Below are 15,556 nucleotides of genomic sequence, written 5' to 3' on the forward strand. Positions count from 1 at the left end.
ACAATTCATCTGTGTGACAGTCTGAAATATTTTAATAACTTATAACTTGGGAGGATTTATCATGAACAATGCATCAAGCGCTTTAAAGGTGGCAGCAGGGATATTCTTAACAATCGCTTTGATCACAATTGTAGTTCTGTTGTTTATTTCGGCTCAGGAGGCAACCAAGACGGCCCAGAACAATTTTGCTGATATCCAAACCGAGTTGTCCCAGGCTGCATTTACGGTATATGACGGAACAACCATCAGTGGATCACAGGTAACGAATGCGCTGCGTAAATATGCGGACAAGGATCAGTTCGGTATTCAAGTTATTACAGGTAAAAATAAAGCGGGTCAATGGTACGGCAATCAATTAAACATTTCACAGGATCTCAATAATGCGGACTACGGCTCGGTTATTGCACCCGACGATAAAGTGGGGATTATTAACCAGACCATGAGTGAAAAAGAAAATCAATATGTCAATCCAAGTGGTAAATTCAAAGCCATTATCGTAAAAGACCGTTCGAACGTGGTAAGAGGGCTGATCTTCCAGCAATCCTGACAGGAGTTGGTTTAACATGTCCCGGAATACACAGCATCTCATGTTGTTTTGTACGGCGGTTGTCCTGTTTGTGACAGCCTGCCTGTACGGGCAACAGAATGTTAAGATTTTATCAGCGGCCTTGAACGACAGAGTACAGACAACAGCAGGCATGGAAGGTCGGCTGACAACAACACTGCATACCACCAATCCGTATCAGTATAGTGGTGCGGAAGTGTTGCATACCGTGAGACAGATGACAGGCACAGGCATTACTGTGGAGGTAGATGGAACTTCGTATGTGATCGATCCACTTGTCAGCAAAACAGCGACGATTCCTGTCCAGCTCGATGCCACCTACAGACCAGAGTTTATAAGAAATGAAACTGGAGAACTGCTCAAGATTGTTTTTTGGAAGGAGGCGAGTGTGAATTGATTAATGCCGCATCCAAGCTGCTTGCCGTATTGCTCGCAGTCCTTCTGCTCTATGTGTACCCAGCTGCTGAAACAGCCGATCGGCAGGATGATATAGCACGTATGACGGCTGTTCAGAATGTAACACGTTTTGTTGATGCTGTCCGAACAAAAGGGTATATTTCACCTCGAATGTTGGCTGAGTTTGAGGAGCAACTGGCCCAGACGGGCAATGTGTATGAGGTGTCGATGGAACATTTACATAAGAAATATGTACCTCACTATATAGACCCGATGGACAATAACAGTTTTAACGGGACCTATGAAGTAGTGCAGGATGGATATTATGCAGCTCAGATTCGAGAGAGACTATTCTCATCCTCAGGTGTGATACCGGTTGATGATCCTGGCCGAAGATATACGTTGACGACAGGGGATTTTTTCACCGTGACGCTCCAAAATACAAATCGTACACCTTCCATGCTCATTCGTGAATGGTTGAGTGGTACGGCTCAGGCTTCAGCAGTATTTGTAACATACGGAGGTATGGTCCTCAATGAAGATTACTGAGCTATCCATTGTATTTGTGCTGATCTTCTTCCCGCTCTTCTGGATCATCTCACTCCATACCCAAGATGCCGAAGAGGCTCAATATCTTGGTCATCGATACAGATCTGCACTTCAAACTGCAGTCATGGATGCAGGTGCAGTGATGCATCAGAATGAGAAGCAAAATGATGAAGCAGGTTATGATTCAACCAAGTTTGTTAAAGCCGATAAGGAGCTTGCCTTGTTGACATTTACGCAGACGATGGCTTTGAATATGGGGATTCAGGATGATCCCGCAGCTATTCGAAACATGTTTAATTACATTCCTGCCGTACTTATTCTGGATTATGACGGCTATTATATGTTGTCCACAGAAACAGAGTTGACAGGTAACCTTGAAGATTCTTTCAGGCGAGTATGGAGCCCCAAGAAACCTTATACATATTCAGATTCTAATGGTAACAGTATTAACTTTACACTGGACGACTACGTATATGCCTACGACGCAAGTGCAGGGAAATGGATTGAGGGATTTCAAAAAGAACTGGCTTCAACCACACAGATTCCTTTACTTCAGAATACCAGCGTATTTGAGCAAGTTAGACAAAGCCGGATTGTGACTACTGTGCAGGATGATCTGGCTGATGTGATTAACCGCCATAATGAGTTTGCCAGAAAGAACGGTATTTCCTATACGTTTACGATGCCCCTGATTGCGCAGGAAGATTGGTACAACTCCATTAACGATACAGGGATTATGGCCTTTATCCAAGGTATAGGTGTGGGTGACCAAAAGATCAACAATTATGCGATCGGTGGAGGCAGACTTGTGAAGAAAACGGCCATCGTAGGTGGGGTAGATCCTTTAACGGGTATCAAGTACTACTATCCCTCCACATGTGGTAATGGTTACCGTGCTGAAGAGGTGTTTACAGACGCAAAACAAGCAGCTGCACAAGGCTATTTCGAATATAAATGCTCTAATCGTTAGGGTAGCCTGTATGACAAAATCATGTAAGAGGTTCGTGAACTGTTTACATTACTTTCAGAAAAGACGGAACCTGTGCTAGAATAGGGTTTCGGAACAATAACAAAAGTAATGTCTAATAGATAGGAGCAACCTCATCTTATGAGTTTATTGTCAGTAGAGAACGTAAGTCACAATTTTGGAGATCGCACGTTATTTAAAAATGTATCGTTTCGTTTACTTGCCGGAGAGCGCGTAGGACTTGTTGGTGCCAATGGTGTGGGTAAATCCACATTAATGAACATCCTTACCGGTAAATTGCTTAAAGATAGTGGAAAAGTGGAATGGACACCTAAGGTCCGTTATGGATATCTGGATCAGCACACGAAGCTTACCCCAGGCAAAACTATTCGTGACGTTCTTAAGGATGCATTCCTTCCGTTGCTTGAATTAGAAAAAGAAATGATGAATATTACGGACCAGATGGCAGATGCAGATCCAGATAAGCTGGAACAGTTGCTGGAAGAGATGGGCGATATTCAGGAACAACTGGAGCAGGGCGACTTCTATCTGATTGACGTAAAAGTAGAAGAGATGGCCAATGGTCTTGGTTTGTCCGCAATTGGTCTTGATCGGGATGTCGCAGCTCTAAGTGGTGGACAACGTACCAAGGTGCTTCTTGCCAAGCTTCTGCTCGAGAAACCTACAGCTCTTTTGCTGGATGAGCCGACCAACTATCTGGATGTAGAGCACATTGAATGGTTGTCACGTTACCTGAAGGACTACCCGCACGCATTTCTTCTAATCTCCCATGATACGGAATTCATGAATGAAGTCGTAAATGTCATTTATCATTTGGAGTTTGCCAAATTAACGCGATATGCAGCGAACTATAACAAGTTCCTGGAGATGGCCGATATGAATAAAGCTCAGCATATTGATGCGTACGAGAAGCAGCAAGAGTACATCAAGAAGCAGGAAGATTTCATTCAGCGTAACAAGGCACGTGCTTCCACTTCAGGTCGAGCGAAGAGCCGGGAGAAGCAGCTGGACAAGATTGATCGAATTGATCGTCCAGATGAAGCGGCCAAACCAACGTTCAAATTCAAGGATGCCCGCGCGAGCAGCAAAACGGTCTTTGAGGGTATTGATTTTGAAATTGGATATACGTATCCTTTGCTACCTAAAATGACAATGACGATTGAACGTGGTGAGAAAATTGCCATCGTAGGCTGTAATGGTGTGGGTAAATCGACACTGCTGAAGACGATCTTGGGAAGAATATCTCCACTCAGTGGAAAAACCTTTTTGGGAGATTATCTCGAAACGGCATATTTTGAGCAGGAAGTTCGTGCTGGGAATATCACGCCGATTGAGGATGTCTGGAATGAGTTTTCACATTTGACCCAGAATGAAGTCAGGGGTCATCTCGCTCGCTGTGGGTTGAAAAATGAGCACATTACCCGTCCGCTTAACATGCTGAGTGGTGGAGAGCAAGCCAAGGTTCGTTTATGCAAACTCTTGATGCGTGAAAGCAACTGGATTCTATTCGATGAGCCGACGAACCATTTGGATGTCACAGCTAAAGCTGAGTTACAGCGTGCCTTGCAAGAATTCAAGGGAACGGTGTTGCTGGTATCTCATGAACCTGATTTCTACGAGGGTTGGGTTACCAAAACATGGAATGTTGAAGAATGGTCTGAGAAAAATTAGACAATTCAAGCAACGCTAATAGAAATGAACGGTGACAAAAAAATCCTTCTATGGTAACATAGGCTACAACTTCATATGAACACTAGGGGGGCCGCACGATGTGGCTGAGATGGAAGAATGCGATTCCGGACCCTTTGCACCTGATCTGGATCATACCAGCGTAGGGAAGTGGCGAGCGCGTTTCAGTGAATGACGTGAGCAAACGGCAACTCAAAAGGATCTCAACCGTCTGCTTAGTAAATTGAAACATGCAGTTGCGTGTATAACGTTATGGCTATAAGGTCTATAGCTTTATTGCACGAAATGAACTGTATGTATCAGTCAGTCATCTGGTCCTATAATTAATACGCAGCCACTCCCCTACGGGAGTGGCTTTTTTGTGTTTTCATAGCATTCACGCATGGAAGGAGATGAAAAGTACGGTAATTTCTCATGTACGTGTACACGGATCATTTGAACTGCATGTTGTATCTACGGGTGTAGGGAATCAAGCATCTTTTGTAAAAGCTGCAAAGGACGTTTGGCCATGGGTGGACTACATCCATATACGAGAGAAACAACTCCCGTGGCAACAAAAGATCGGTTGGGCTGAAAGTCTGCGCGGTGTTGGCGTTCCATCTTGTCGCATCGTTATCAATGGTTCAGAGCTGCCTTCACAGAATGACATCTATGGCGGTGTACATTGGGGGCAAGATGCGATACGTAACTATAACCCTGCTGTTATAAGCAATGTGCAGCGACTTCGTCTGGGTGTATCTGTTCATTCAATCGATGAGGCAAAAATCGCTGAAGAACGGGGAGCCGATTACCTTTTCTTCGGGCATGTCTACTCAACCAACAGTAAGCCTGATCTTGAACCAAGAGGATTATATGCTCTGGCTGAAGTGTGCTCTGGTGTCTCCATTCCTGTCATGGCGATTGGGGGCATCGAACCGGGAAACATTCACGCTATTCGCTCTGCAGGCGCACAGGGAGTCGCTGTGATTTCGAATGTATGGGCGAGCGATTCCCCGGATCGGGCGGCTGCATTATTAAGGCAGGCTATCGTTGCTACAGAAAGTCTGAGCCGCTGAATCAAGGAGATGAGAGGATGAAAAAGATCATTACTGATAGACCGGATAAGATTCATGCAGAAACGATTATTGTAGGTGGAGGCGTTGTTGGATGTGCCATTGCGTATGAGCTTGCTTCCCGTGGACAGGATGTACTGCTGGTAGATCGTTCGGCGATTGCAGGAGGCACTTCTTGCGCAGCTGCTGGAATGCTGGCGGCAGACAGTGAGGATTTTGCTCATCCTTTGATGGCTAAGCTTGCCAGGCAGAGCAGGCAGTTACTTCATGAGCAAAAGGTACTAATGGCTACCCTCAGTGATGTAGAGGTTGGTCTGCAACGCCATGGATTCCTAACTCCTTTTCGTTCATACAGTGAATTAAGCAGCTATAAGAATAATCGGAAGTCTGCGTTGTCTGCTGATGAGGTGTGGTGGGATCGTTCCGTTGTGCAACAGGAGGCACCATGGCTTAACAGAGATACGTATGGAGCCTACTACAGACCTTACGAGAGTGAGATTCTTCCAGTCCATCTAACAAAGGCATATGCTGAATCCGCTCAAGTATTGGGAGCACAGGTTATGGAGGACATACAGGATATACGTGTGCAAGCAAACGAACACGGCGTGCAGGGGATCAACACATCGATCGGCGAGATGAGATGCAAACATGTCATTATAGCGGCTGGATTACAGAGTGAAGAGTTGATGAGACATGTGAATCTGAGCTTGCCTGTGTGGTCGGTAAAAGGTGAAATAGCCGCCGTTCAGTTCGCAGATGAACATGCAGGGTACAGACCTGACAGAACGGTGTATGCAGAGGATATCTATATTGTTCCCAAAGCCAATGGCGAAGTTTGGCTCGGGGCAACCAGTCTACCAGGCAGAACGGATCTGAACGTTTCTGTACAGGGTGTTCAGAAGCTGATCACAGCGGCTACCCACTGGGTGCCTGGGATGAAAGAAGCGCAATTTATACGAGCGTGGGCAGGCGTAAGACCGGCAACTCCCGATGGACTGCCTTATATAGGTGCTTGCGAAAGTGTTCCCGGGCTGTTTGCCGCCTTTGGACATTACCGTAACGGTATTTTGCTCAGTGCGATAACAGGCAGACTAATCGCTGAATTGCTCGCGGGCAAAAGCTCAGAAGAGCTCGGAATTGAGGCGCTGAGCCCTGAGCGATTGAACAGAAAGGGAGTGGTGCAGTGAATATCATCGTTAATGGTCAACGGATGGAGATTGAAGACAGATTGAATCGTGTGGATAAACTGCTTCAATCTTTTGATCTGCAAGTCAAGACTGTAGTTGTAGAGCTGAATAAGCATATTTTAACCCGCGAGTACCATGAAACGACGGCATTAAGAGAAGGCGATCGAATTGAGATTGTACATTTTGTAGGAGGCGGTTGATGATGTTGAACATTGGTAAATATACGTTTGAGTCCAGATTGTTGCTCGGAACAGGCAAGTTTTCCGATCTGGAAGTGCAAAGTCAGGCTGTGGAAGCATCTGAAACGGAAGTTTTAACCTTTGCTGTTCGTCGTCTGAATCTGGAGGAACGTAATCAGAAGCATTTCCTGGATACGTTGGATTTGAACAAATACACACTTCTTCCGAATACGGCGGGGGCTTCCAATGCGGAAGAGGCGGTGCGGATTGCTGAGCTTGCGCGGGCTTCAGGACTTTGTGATATGATAAAAGTCGAAGTCATCGGAGATGGAATGACGTTACTCCCAGATCCGATTGAAACGTACAAGGCTTGCGAAATTTTGCTGGAAAAGGGCTTCACGGTATTGCCTTATATTTCAGATGATGTCATTCTGGCCAAAAGGCTGCAATTGCTTGGCGTACATGCTGTAATGCCTGGCGCTTCTCCCATCGGAGCTGGTAGAGGTATCATCAATCCCTATAACCTTGAGATCATCATTGAGCAGGCCGTTGTACCTGTAATTGTGGATGCAGGATTGCGCTCCCCAAAAGATGTTGCTTATGCGATGGAACTTGGTGCCGATGGCGTATTGTTAAATACAGCCGTATCCGGATCAGGGGATCCAGTGAGCATGGCTAAAGCGATGCGATTGGGGGTAGAAGCGGGTAGATTGGCATATGAGGCAGGCATGATTCCCGTAAAGCGTTATGCAGCAGCCAGTAGTCCGGTGGAAGGAATGGTTCATACATGACAGATCAATTAACATCTTCCGAGCAGGCCGATCGTTATTCCAGACAGGAACGGTACGCGCCACTTGGCAAGGAAGGCCAGGCCAGATTAAAGGGCAGCAGAGTTTTAATTGTAGGCGCTGGCGCACTCGGAACAGGAATTGCAGAAACGTTAGTTCGTTCAGGAGTCGGACACTTAACGATTGTGGATCGTGATTATGTGGAGTGGAGTAACCTGCAGCGGCAGCAATTATATGTAGAACAGGACGCGATGGAGCGGATACCGAAGGCAATGGCGGCGGAAAAACGTTTATCTGCCATTAATTCCACGGTTCATGTGGAAGGGAAAGTGTTGGACGTCAGAGTAGATGAGTTGGAAGAACTCGTTCAGCATACAGACTTGATCATGGATGCAACGGATAATTTTGATACTCGGCTACTCATTAATGATATGGCACAGAAGCACCGTATTCCCTGGATTTATGGTGGATGCGTAGGTAGTTACGGTATTACCTATACATTTATGCCTGGAGATACGCCATGTTTAAATTGTTTGCTGGGTGAAGTCCCTCTGGGTGGAGATACTTGTGATACGTCTGGCATCATACCTCAAGCCGTACAGATGGTAACGGCGAATCAGACCGCAGAAGCGATGAAGTTACTTAGTGGCAATGCAAATGCATTGAGACGTAAGTTATTGTCATTTGACGTGTGGAGGAACGAATACATATCCATCAATGTGGATGGTGCGAAAAAGAAAGACTGTCCTTCCTGCGGAGATTCGGCAACGTATCCATATCTTTCTGCGTCCAATCTGGAGAAAACCGATGTGTTGTGTGGCAGGGACACCGTTCAGATCCGACCTGCACGGCGCATGAATCTGGATCTTCAACATACAGCAGATCGCCTGAACAGGCTTCAAGAAGGAAAAGTGGAATCCAATCCGTTTCTGGTTTCTTTTACAACAGGAGTCCATAGAATGGTCATTTTTCAAGATGGACGTGTCCTCGTACACGGAACAAAAGACACAGCTGAAGCACGTACGCTCGTCCATCGTTACTTTGGTTAAAGCAAGAAAGAAGCAAAGTCTGTTCCCTTGAGGGAATGGACTTTTTCATTTTACGGCATGCTATCTGTACCAACCATTGCTGCGAGCAGTGGGGATAGAGACAGGCCGGGTGAAAAAGAGTGAAAACAGCCATTTTACTGATTGGAGCAGGAGAGCAGGTCAGCCTTATTCAGGATGTTTTATGTAGCGAAGGGTATGAGGTGCAACGAATGGAGTGGTCCGAACTAAACCAATCCGTCGAGCCTTCGTTGTTGCATATTAACCTGATCATCCTGGTAGACCGGGAAGAGGGGACGAAACATTGTGGCCAGGATCAGAAATTAGAATTAAAACGATGGTTAGATAAAGGTCAGGTTATACCTCTACTGGTTATTACTTCAATTGCATCTCCTCAGTTCATCGTGGAATGGCTGGATTATGGAGCTAATGACGTGATGGAGGAACCTATCCACATGACCGTAATGCTTGCCAGAATACGAAACTTATTGCGTGTTTTTGCGAATGCAACACCAGAGGGCGAAGAAGTAATTGTAGTTCATGATCTTAAAGTGAATTTGCGTTCAAGACGGGTAAATCGTGCGGGTGAATACCTGACATTAACACCAAAAGAGTACGAATTGCTGGAATTTCTGGCCCTGCATGTGAATGAAGCATGTACTCGGAGTGATATTTTGCGGGAAGTATGGGGATATGAGTATGCGATGGATACCAACGTTGTGGATGTGTATATCAAACATCTGAGGGTTAAGGTGGATAAGGGAAGAAGTGTGAAACTGATTCATACTGTGCGTGGGATCGGTTATATGCTGCATGATAAAAATTAGATTACTAGGTTAGTTCCATGAATCACCAGTTTAAAGTGTGGCAAAAAGAGGGTAAAAATAAAAGACCGGATAATAAACCCCGGTCCTTACTCATTAGCTATGATGTGATTCTAAAGTACACGACGAGCTTTAACATACGTTCTCTTCCAAGTACCAGAGTCCAGATCAGAGAGGGTTACGCCTGGAGATCCGTACGTATGCAGAATCTTACCATTTCCAGCATAAACGCCTACGTGAGTTACATTGGAACCGGTAGAACGGCTACCACTGGAGAAAAATACCAGATCGCCGACACGCAGATTAGCTTTAGACACAGCTTTACCTTCTTTGGATTGTTTCACGGAAGTGCGCGGCAAATCTACACCATACTTTTTGAAAATATATTTCATAAAAGAAGAGCAATCAAAAACTTTGGTTGTTGAGGTTGAAGCACCAAATTTATATGGAGTTCCAGTGAATTGTTTACCATAGTTAACAATCTGTTGACCTGTGGATACAGAAGCAGTTGCTGCCTGTGCAACAGGTGCGTTAGTCATTAATACAGCTCCAAAACCTAGTGTAGCGCACAACCCGACGGTTACGGCCTTTTGGACAAAGATGTTTGTTTTCATGTTAGTTAGTACCTCCAAAATTCGTTTTCGTTAAGTTGCTAGAGCGAGTATAACAGCTTTGTAACAGCCTAGAAATTGGATAGGGGAGTGTAATCCCTTGCGCCACAATGGTTTGGGTATGTTTATTAAAATATGATTAAAAATGTCAAAAAATTAATCATTGACGAATGAAGAATAATGATGAAACAACAAAGACCCTTGAATATCAAGGGTCTTTGTTATGTGTGAACCTATTTTCTTCATTGAATCACTGGTTACAAAAACGTAATAAATAACTATAAAGCATACGAGTAGATTCAATCTTTGCTCTGAATAATCAGTAATAAGCCGCTATCGATAGTGACTGTACCGGAGGAGCCTAAAAGCTGGTTGCTTACACCCAAGGATTGTCCCATGCGTATGGTGGCTTGATCTAGTGGATACATAAAACCATCTAGAGTTATTCCTGTAACTTCATGAGTCAAGGGGAGCAGAGAAACATATTTATAGTCCCGGTGCTCAACTTCAGCTTTGGATGTGGTCAGTGTCATGTAGTTGTGCTTGTCCTGAATGGCACAGGAGATATGATGCTGCATCGCGCGAACCATGATATGTACATTGGCGAGTGTGTGATCCATACGTGTACCTGTAGCACCTAACATTAAGATGTGAGAAGGTTCGTAATCTAGCGCTGTCTCAAAAGCCATTTCTGTATCAGTGAGATCTTTATGAACAGGGTCACATGTAATGAATCGAATGCTATTGTTACTTACAATAATACGTTCCTCTTCATTAATGGAGTCGAAGTCACCAACTGAAATGTGTGGCTGAATGCCGTGTTCAATTAAAAATAATGCACCGCGATCGGCCGCGATGATCATATCATCTTCTCGTATTTCCTGAAGTAATTCTACAGATAAGTTTCCGCCTGTAAAAATAATAATCCGTTTCGCCGTCATTTTATTTCATCCTTCCTAATTCAGAGAAAAATAGTTCATAGTCCAAATATAATGTTGGAACCTGTACAAATATATTCACCAAACCAGTATAATCCACAAAATGTGGTTGCACAATTTAAGTGCTCGCGGATACAATGGGTAGAGCGACATGGAGATGACTTGAAAAGTGAGGTTTGAACAGGTTGGACTTACACATTTTTGAAGTATTCAGCATTATAGGCACTATCGCATTTGCAATGTCCGGCGCTTTCGTGGCAATGGAAGAGGAGTATGACATTCTGGGTGTACTAGTGCTTGGACTTGTCACGGCATTCGGAGGCGGGATTATCCGGAATGTACTTATAGGTATACCTGTAACGACACTATGGAGTCAGGGATCACTTATTATGTTAGCCTTAGTATCTGTAGCGATTGCGTTTATATTACCTCTCAAGTGGATTAGTCACTGGAAGCGAACAGAGGCGTTGTTTGATGCAATCGGACTCGCAGCATTTGCAATTCAAGGGGCGCTGTACGCGGCGAACATGGGACATCCCATTAGCGCAGTTATCGTTGCAGCAGTGATGACCGGTATTGGTGGAGGCGTTATTCGTGATGTGCTTGCTGGACGTAAACCGCTTGTATTGCGTGACGAAATCTATGCTGTATGGGCAATGACAGCCGGTTTTGTTATAGGTATGGGTTGGTTAACAACGAATGCTGGATTATTATTTTGTTTCGCGGCCGTTGTGTTCTTCCGGATGTGTTCTGTACATTATAAATGGAAACTGCCACGTCGTTCGCTCGTACCATCTGAGACCGGAAACGTCAGTCCTCAGCCAGAGAGCATTGTGACACAGCCATCATCGTCGGTACTTCAAGGTACGTTAAGCAAGGGGGATTAATATGATTAATGTGTTGTTTGTATGTCTGGGTAATATATGTAGATCACCAATGGCTGAAGCCGTTTTGCGTCACAAAGTCCTTGAGAAGGGGTTTGAACACCAGATTCGTGTGGACTCAGCGGGTACAGGGGACTGGCATGTTGGTAAACCTCCGCATGAAGGGACTCGAAAATTGCTGGATTCGTACCAGATTTCTTATGCCAACATGGCAGCAAGACAGTTCGCCAGCGAAGACTTTACTCAATTTGATTACATTGTGTGTATGGACAATTCCAATGCAGATAATGTGCGCAACGTTCCAGGCGGAGCTGAGGCGGACATCATCAAGTTCATGGACATGCTTCCCGAGGAAAAACTCAGAGAAGTACCTGACCCATATTATACGGGCAATTTTGAAGAGGTGTACGAGCTGGTTAACGCAGGCTGCGATGTTCTGTTGAGTAAGATTGAATCGGAACATTCCTTAGCCTAAAAAGTAAACGAAATTCATGCTTAATTTGTAATTCGACAAAGAAGCAGGAGTAGAGCACTTAAAGCAAGCAGGATATCCTGCTTCTTTTTCAGGTTACAATTGTAAGCGGTATCATTAAAATAAAAAACAATAGCGGCATTTCAGCCGCCTGTTAAAGTGGTCCTTTTATCTTTCCTGAAGAAAATAAAGTAATGCTTCGGGCAATTCCTTCTGCCAAAAACCCCATTGGTGTTTTCCGTCTTTCTCCTGGTAGGAGACGAGGGCACCACGTTTTTCCAGCAATTCTCGAGTATCCCGGTTTAATTGAACGAAATCATACGTACCTGTGTCTGCTTCGAAATCAGTCTCCTGCAAACCAACAATCATCCAGATCGAGAGCCAAGAAAGATCTTCAGCTGCGGCATAGATTTCCTGAGAAGCAGAGTAGAAGGCGCCAGACAGGCTGATCACACGTGTGAACAGATCCGGATATAACAGAGCAAGATGAAGCGAAACACTACCACCGAGCGAGTCTCCGGCAAGAATGCGTTCCTGCGGAGAACGGCGCACAGGATATTTCTCTTCTATATAGGGAATAATCTCTTCAGCGAAGCAAGCGGTATATGCCTTGAACCGATCTCCAAATGGAGCATATTCCTTCGTTCTCACGGACACATCGACCTGAACCCCTACAATAATGAAAGGTTCGGCTCCTTCGTCCAGAATAATTTGGTTAGCTGTTGTAGCAATTCGTCCGAAATTAAAAAATTCTTCGCCATCCTGACAATATACGACAGGGTAGCTAAGCAATTCGTTATAGCCCGGAGGAAGGTAAATACGGAGCGTTCGCTTCTCTCCGAGATAGCGACTTTCAATCTCTTCCTTCACAATCGTGCGTTTCAAATAGCGGGAATCCGTCATAAAACGTCACCTTTCTCGGTTAATTTTTTGCATTCGACCGCGCAATACGGTAAGATTACCCTTGTGCGGGGTTAGGTCAAACACGCAGTCATGTATTATGCTGTTATACCAATATTAATCCCCTGTTATACATACAATCCGGCAGGAAACATAAAAAAATTACGGATTTCTTTGACGTATGGAGTGAAACAGGTGTATAATAATATTATAACAGCGGAACTTGATATTCAAATTTTTTGTTGAGGTGAAGAAAAAAATGAGCAAGGTTCCTTATGAAGTGTATACAGAGGATGTAGAAGCTCTGTCCGTGCTGTCTCCTGACGGCGAAATTGTTAACAAAGACATGATGCCTACACTTTCCGATGATCAATTAAAAGAAATTATGTACCGCATGGTATTTACCCGTACTTGGGATGACCGTGCAGTAAACCTGGGCCGTCAAGGTCGTCTTGGTTTCTATGCTCCAGTATCTGGTCAAGAAGCGACAATGGTTGGTAGTGAATTTGCAATTGAAAAAGAAGACTTTGTATGTCCTGGCTATCGTGACATTCCGCAACTCGTATGGCATGGACTTCCTCTTTATCAAGCATTCTTGTACTCCCGTGGACACCAACATGGTGGACAAATTCCAGATGGCGTTAATGTATTGATGCCACAAATCATCATTGGTGCACAAATTCTGCATGCAATGGGTATCGCTATGGGTTACAAATTGAAGAAACAAAAACAAGTTGTTATCACGTACACAGGTGATGGCGGTTCTTCTGAAGGTGACTTCTATGAAGGTCTGAACTACGCTGGTGTATACAAACTGCCTGTTATCTTCTTTGTACAAAACAATGGTTATGCCATCACTACTCCTTTTGCTAAACAAACTGCAGCTCTTTCCATCGCTCACAAAGCGGTAGCAGCAGGTATCAAAGGTGTTAAAGTTGACGGTATGGACATCTTCGCTGTTATCAAAGCTGTTCAGGAAGCTGCTGAGCGTGGACGTAACGGAGAAGGCGCAACATTGATCGAAGCAGTAACTTACCGTTTCCGTCCTCACTCCCTTTCTGATGATGCTTCCAAGTATCGTACAAAAGAAGAAGAGGCAGAATGGTCTGCTAAAGATCCTATCGCACGTTTCGCTAAATATCTGGAGAAAAAAGGTCTTTGGACTGAAGAAGATACAGCACGTGTGAAAGAAGAAGCAAAAGCTAAAGTAAATGAAGAGATCAAAAAAGCGGAAAAAACCGAGAAAATGACGATTTCAGGCTTGATCGACAGCATGTTCGAACAAACGCCTAAGCACTTGGAAGAGCAAAAAGCTGATTTCCAATAAGTTTTTTCCGATAAAGCATAAACATCCGCGACTTTAATGTCCCGGTATACATGTACGAATTCAAATGTGAACTGTCAATGTTTAAGGAGGAAATGAAGCAAATGGCACAAATGAACATGAAAGAAGCAATCCGTGATGCGCTTCGCGTGGAGTTGAAACGTGATCCTAACGTTCTGCTTTTCGGTGAAGACGTAGGTAATGTAGGCGGCGTTTTCCGCGTAACGGAAGGTCTGCAAAAAGAGTTTGGCGAAGAGCGTGTATTTGATACACCACTGGCTGAGTCCGCTATTGGTGGTCTGGCTGTAGGTCTGGGTGTACAAGGCTTCCGTCCGGTTGCTGAGATCCAATTCGTTGGTTTTATCTTCGAAGCCCTTGACCAAATGGTAGTGCAAGCTGCTCGTATGCGTTTCCGCTCCGGTGGAAAATACAATTCTCCAATCGTATTCCGTACACCATTCGGTGGCGGCGTAAAAGCGGCAGAATTGCATACAGATTCCTTGGAAGGTCTGCTCACGCAAACACCAGGTATCAAAGTCGTTGTTCCTTCTAACCCTTACGATGCAAAAGGTCTGATGATCGCTTCTATTCGCGATAACGATCCTGTATTCTTCATGGAGCACTTGAACTTGTACCATGCTTTCCGTGCAGAAGTGCCTGAAGAAGATTACGTTGTTGAGTTGGGTAAAGCGAACGTTGTTCGTGAAGGTTCTGATGTAACGATCATTACTTACGGTATGATGGTTCACACTTCTGTGAAAGCAGCAGATGAACTCGAAAAACAAGGAATCAAAGTTGAAGTTATCGACCTTCGTACGGTTAGCCCGATCGACATCGATACTATCGTTGCTTCCGTTAAGAAAACAAACCGTGCAATTGTTGTACAGGAAGCTCAAAAGAGCGCAGGTGTTGCAGCTGAAGTCATTGCCCAAATCAATGAAAAAGCAATCCTGCACTTGGAAGCGCCGGTTCTGCGTGTAGCTGGTCCGGACACTGTATATCCATTTGCACAAATCGAAGATACATGGCTGCCTAACCCGGCGCGTATCATTGCTGCGGTTAACAAAGTCGTAAATTTCTAATTTAATCATCTGACATGCCGCAAGGCGCAGTATGGTGATTCACACCGCAGCGCAAGCTGCACTGTAAACAGCCATTAGCCCC

At 44.7% G+C, this 15,556-nt stretch carries 18 protein-coding genes and 1 riboswitch; of the genes, 15 read left to right on the forward strand and 3 right to left on the reverse strand.

The genetic code is table 11. The features are described 5' to 3' along the window. Window positions 1-61 precede the first annotated feature (61 nt). From PAEAM_RS09970 to PAEAM_RS10020, 11 genes are all read left to right on the forward strand, one after another. Window positions 62-547, forward strand: coding sequence for a hypothetical protein (locus tag PAEAM_RS09970; RefSeq protein WP_036673846.1), 486 nt, complete (start codon window positions 62-64; stop codon window positions 545-547). Between the two features lie 16 nt (window positions 548-563). Next, on the forward strand, window positions 564-962 hold the full coding sequence (locus PAEAM_RS09975) for a hypothetical protein (protein WP_047843388.1): 399 nt from the start codon (window positions 564-566) through the stop codon (window positions 960-962). Further along, complete coding sequence (locus PAEAM_RS09980; RefSeq protein WP_100527384.1) at window positions 959-1,510, forward strand: hypothetical protein; 552 nt, start codon at window positions 959-961, stop codon at window positions 1,508-1,510. The genes PAEAM_RS09975 and PAEAM_RS09980 overlap by 4 nt, the downstream gene beginning before the upstream one ends. Further along, window positions 1,497-2,480: a hypothetical protein gene (locus PAEAM_RS09985; RefSeq protein WP_100527385.1), complete on the forward strand. Its 984-nt coding sequence runs from the start codon at window positions 1,497-1,499 to the stop codon at window positions 2,478-2,480. The genes PAEAM_RS09980 and PAEAM_RS09985 overlap by 14 nt, the downstream gene beginning before the upstream one ends. A 138-nt stretch (window positions 2,481-2,618) precedes the next feature. Beyond that, window positions 2,619-4,169, forward strand: coding sequence for an ABC-F family ATP-binding cassette domain-containing protein (locus PAEAM_RS09990; RefSeq protein ID WP_100527386.1), 1,551 nt, complete (start codon window positions 2,619-2,621; stop codon window positions 4,167-4,169). A gap of 74 nt (window positions 4,170-4,243) precedes the next feature. Further along, window positions 4,244-4,353, forward strand: a riboswitch (TPP riboswitch). Between the two features lie 226 nt (window positions 4,354-4,579). Then, a complete protein-coding gene (locus PAEAM_RS09995) occupies window positions 4,580-5,242 on the forward strand; it encodes a thiamine phosphate synthase (protein ID WP_133120426.1) in 663 nt (220 codons plus the stop codon). Window positions 5,243-5,259: 17 nt separating this feature from the next. After that, entirely contained in the window at window positions 5,260-6,426 is a 1,167-nt protein-coding gene (gene thiO, locus PAEAM_RS10000; RefSeq protein WP_165789869.1) for a glycine oxidase ThiO, read from the forward strand. Next, the gene (gene thiS / locus PAEAM_RS10005; protein ID WP_036613636.1) at window positions 6,423-6,626 is read left to right on the forward strand and encodes a sulfur carrier protein ThiS; all 204 of its coding nucleotides are present in this window, start codon (window positions 6,423-6,425) and stop codon (window positions 6,624-6,626) included. Before thiO ends, thiS begins: the two co-directional genes overlap by 4 nt. Window positions 6,627-6,628: 2 nt before the next feature. Then, window positions 6,629-7,396, forward strand: a complete 768-nt coding sequence (locus tag PAEAM_RS10010) for a thiazole synthase (RefSeq protein WP_100527660.1) — start codon at window positions 6,629-6,631, stop codon at window positions 7,394-7,396. Continuing rightward, complete coding sequence (locus PAEAM_RS10015) at window positions 7,393-8,442, forward strand: ThiF family adenylyltransferase (RefSeq protein ID WP_100527389.1); 1,050 nt, start codon at window positions 7,393-7,395, stop codon at window positions 8,440-8,442. Before PAEAM_RS10010 ends, PAEAM_RS10015 begins: the two co-directional genes overlap by 4 nt. A 119-nt stretch (window positions 8,443-8,561) precedes the next feature. After that, window positions 8,562-9,266: a response regulator transcription factor gene (locus PAEAM_RS10020; protein WP_051449965.1), complete on the forward strand. Its 705-nt coding sequence runs from the start codon at window positions 8,562-8,564 to the stop codon at window positions 9,264-9,266. Window positions 9,267-9,376: 110 nt separating this feature from the next. Here PAEAM_RS10020 and PAEAM_RS10025 read toward each other — a convergent pair whose 3' ends face one another. Both PAEAM_RS10025 and PAEAM_RS10030 read right to left on the reverse strand, forming a co-directional pair. Continuing rightward, entirely contained in the window at window positions 9,377-9,877 is a 501-nt protein-coding gene (locus PAEAM_RS10025) for a C40 family peptidase (RefSeq protein ID WP_091029367.1), read from the reverse strand. Between the two features lie 296 nt (window positions 9,878-10,173). Further along, complete coding sequence (locus tag PAEAM_RS10030; RefSeq protein WP_100527390.1) at window positions 10,174-10,815, reverse strand: thiamine diphosphokinase; 642 nt, start codon at window positions 10,813-10,815, stop codon at window positions 10,174-10,176. A gap of 182 nt (window positions 10,816-10,997) precedes the next feature. Between PAEAM_RS10030 and PAEAM_RS10035 the strand changes: the two genes are divergently transcribed. Both PAEAM_RS10035 and PAEAM_RS10040 read left to right on the forward strand, forming a co-directional pair. Continuing rightward, window positions 10,998-11,699, forward strand: coding sequence for a trimeric intracellular cation channel family protein (locus PAEAM_RS10035; protein ID WP_100527391.1), 702 nt, complete (start codon window positions 10,998-11,000; stop codon window positions 11,697-11,699). Window position 11,700: 1 nt separating this feature from the next. Beyond that, window positions 11,701-12,171, forward strand: coding sequence for a low molecular weight protein-tyrosine-phosphatase (locus tag PAEAM_RS10040; RefSeq protein ID WP_100527392.1), 471 nt, complete (start codon window positions 11,701-11,703; stop codon window positions 12,169-12,171). A gap of 165 nt (window positions 12,172-12,336) precedes the next feature. Here PAEAM_RS10040 and PAEAM_RS10045 read toward each other — a convergent pair whose 3' ends face one another. Continuing rightward, a complete protein-coding gene (locus PAEAM_RS10045) occupies window positions 12,337-13,071 on the reverse strand; it encodes an alpha/beta hydrolase (protein ID WP_100527393.1) in 735 nt (244 codons plus the stop codon). A 256-nt stretch (window positions 13,072-13,327) separates the two neighbouring features. Here PAEAM_RS10045 and pdhA point away from each other — a divergent pair, with 256 nt between their 5' ends. Next, entirely contained in the window at window positions 13,328-14,395 is a 1,068-nt protein-coding gene (pdhA, locus tag PAEAM_RS10050; RefSeq protein ID WP_017688072.1) for a pyruvate dehydrogenase (acetyl-transferring) E1 component subunit alpha, read from the forward strand. Between the two features lie 101 nt (window positions 14,396-14,496). Further along, window positions 14,497-15,474, forward strand: coding sequence for an alpha-ketoacid dehydrogenase subunit beta (locus PAEAM_RS10055; RefSeq protein WP_100527394.1), 978 nt, complete (start codon window positions 14,497-14,499; stop codon window positions 15,472-15,474). Window positions 15,475-15,556: the final 82 nt, after the last annotated feature.

Source organism: Paenibacillus sp. GM1FR, from assembly GCF_002803315.1.
Taxonomy (GTDB): Bacteria; Bacillota; Bacilli; order Paenibacillales; family Paenibacillaceae; genus Paenibacillus; species Paenibacillus amylolyticus.

Excerpts from the sequence above, each read along its gene's own strand:
- PAEAM_RS10025 (WP_091029367.1), bottom strand. The coding sequence starts at position 9,877 with ATGAAAACAAACATCTTTGTCCAAAAGGCCGTAACCGTCGGGTTGTGC.
- PAEAM_RS10040 (WP_100527392.1), top strand. The coding sequence starts at position 11,701 with ATGATTAATGTGTTGTTTGTATGTCTGGGTAATATATGTAGATCACCA.
- PAEAM_RS10030 (WP_100527390.1), bottom strand. The coding sequence starts at position 10,815 with ATGACGGCGAAACGGATTATTATTTTTACAGGCGGAAACTTATCTGTA.
- PAEAM_RS09995 (WP_133120426.1), top strand. The coding sequence starts at position 4,580 with ATGAAAAGTACGGTAATTTCTCATGTACGTGTACACGGATCATTTGAA.
- PAEAM_RS09975 (WP_047843388.1), top strand. The coding sequence starts at position 564 with ATGTCCCGGAATACACAGCATCTCATGTTGTTTTGTACGGCGGTTGTC.
- thiO (WP_165789869.1), top strand. The coding sequence starts at position 5,260 with ATGAAAAAGATCATTACTGATAGACCGGATAAGATTCATGCAGAAACG.
- pdhA (WP_017688072.1), top strand. The coding sequence starts at position 13,328 with ATGAGCAAGGTTCCTTATGAAGTGTATACAGAGGATGTAGAAGCTCTG.
- PAEAM_RS09990 (WP_100527386.1), top strand. The coding sequence starts at position 2,619 with ATGAGTTTATTGTCAGTAGAGAACGTAAGTCACAATTTTGGAGATCGC.
- PAEAM_RS09985 (WP_100527385.1), top strand. The coding sequence starts at position 1,497 with ATGAAGATTACTGAGCTATCCATTGTATTTGTGCTGATCTTCTTCCCG.
- PAEAM_RS10045 (WP_100527393.1), bottom strand. The coding sequence starts at position 13,071 with ATGACGGATTCCCGCTATTTGAAACGCACGATTGTGAAGGAAGAGATT.
- PAEAM_RS10010 (WP_100527660.1), top strand. The coding sequence starts at position 6,629 with ATGTTGAACATTGGTAAATATACGTTTGAGTCCAGATTGTTGCTCGGA.
- PAEAM_RS10055 (WP_100527394.1), top strand. The coding sequence starts at position 14,497 with ATGGCACAAATGAACATGAAAGAAGCAATCCGTGATGCGCTTCGCGTG.
- PAEAM_RS09970 (WP_036673846.1), top strand. The coding sequence starts at position 62 with ATGAACAATGCATCAAGCGCTTTAAAGGTGGCAGCAGGGATATTCTTA.
- PAEAM_RS10015 (WP_100527389.1), top strand. The coding sequence starts at position 7,393 with ATGACAGATCAATTAACATCTTCCGAGCAGGCCGATCGTTATTCCAGA.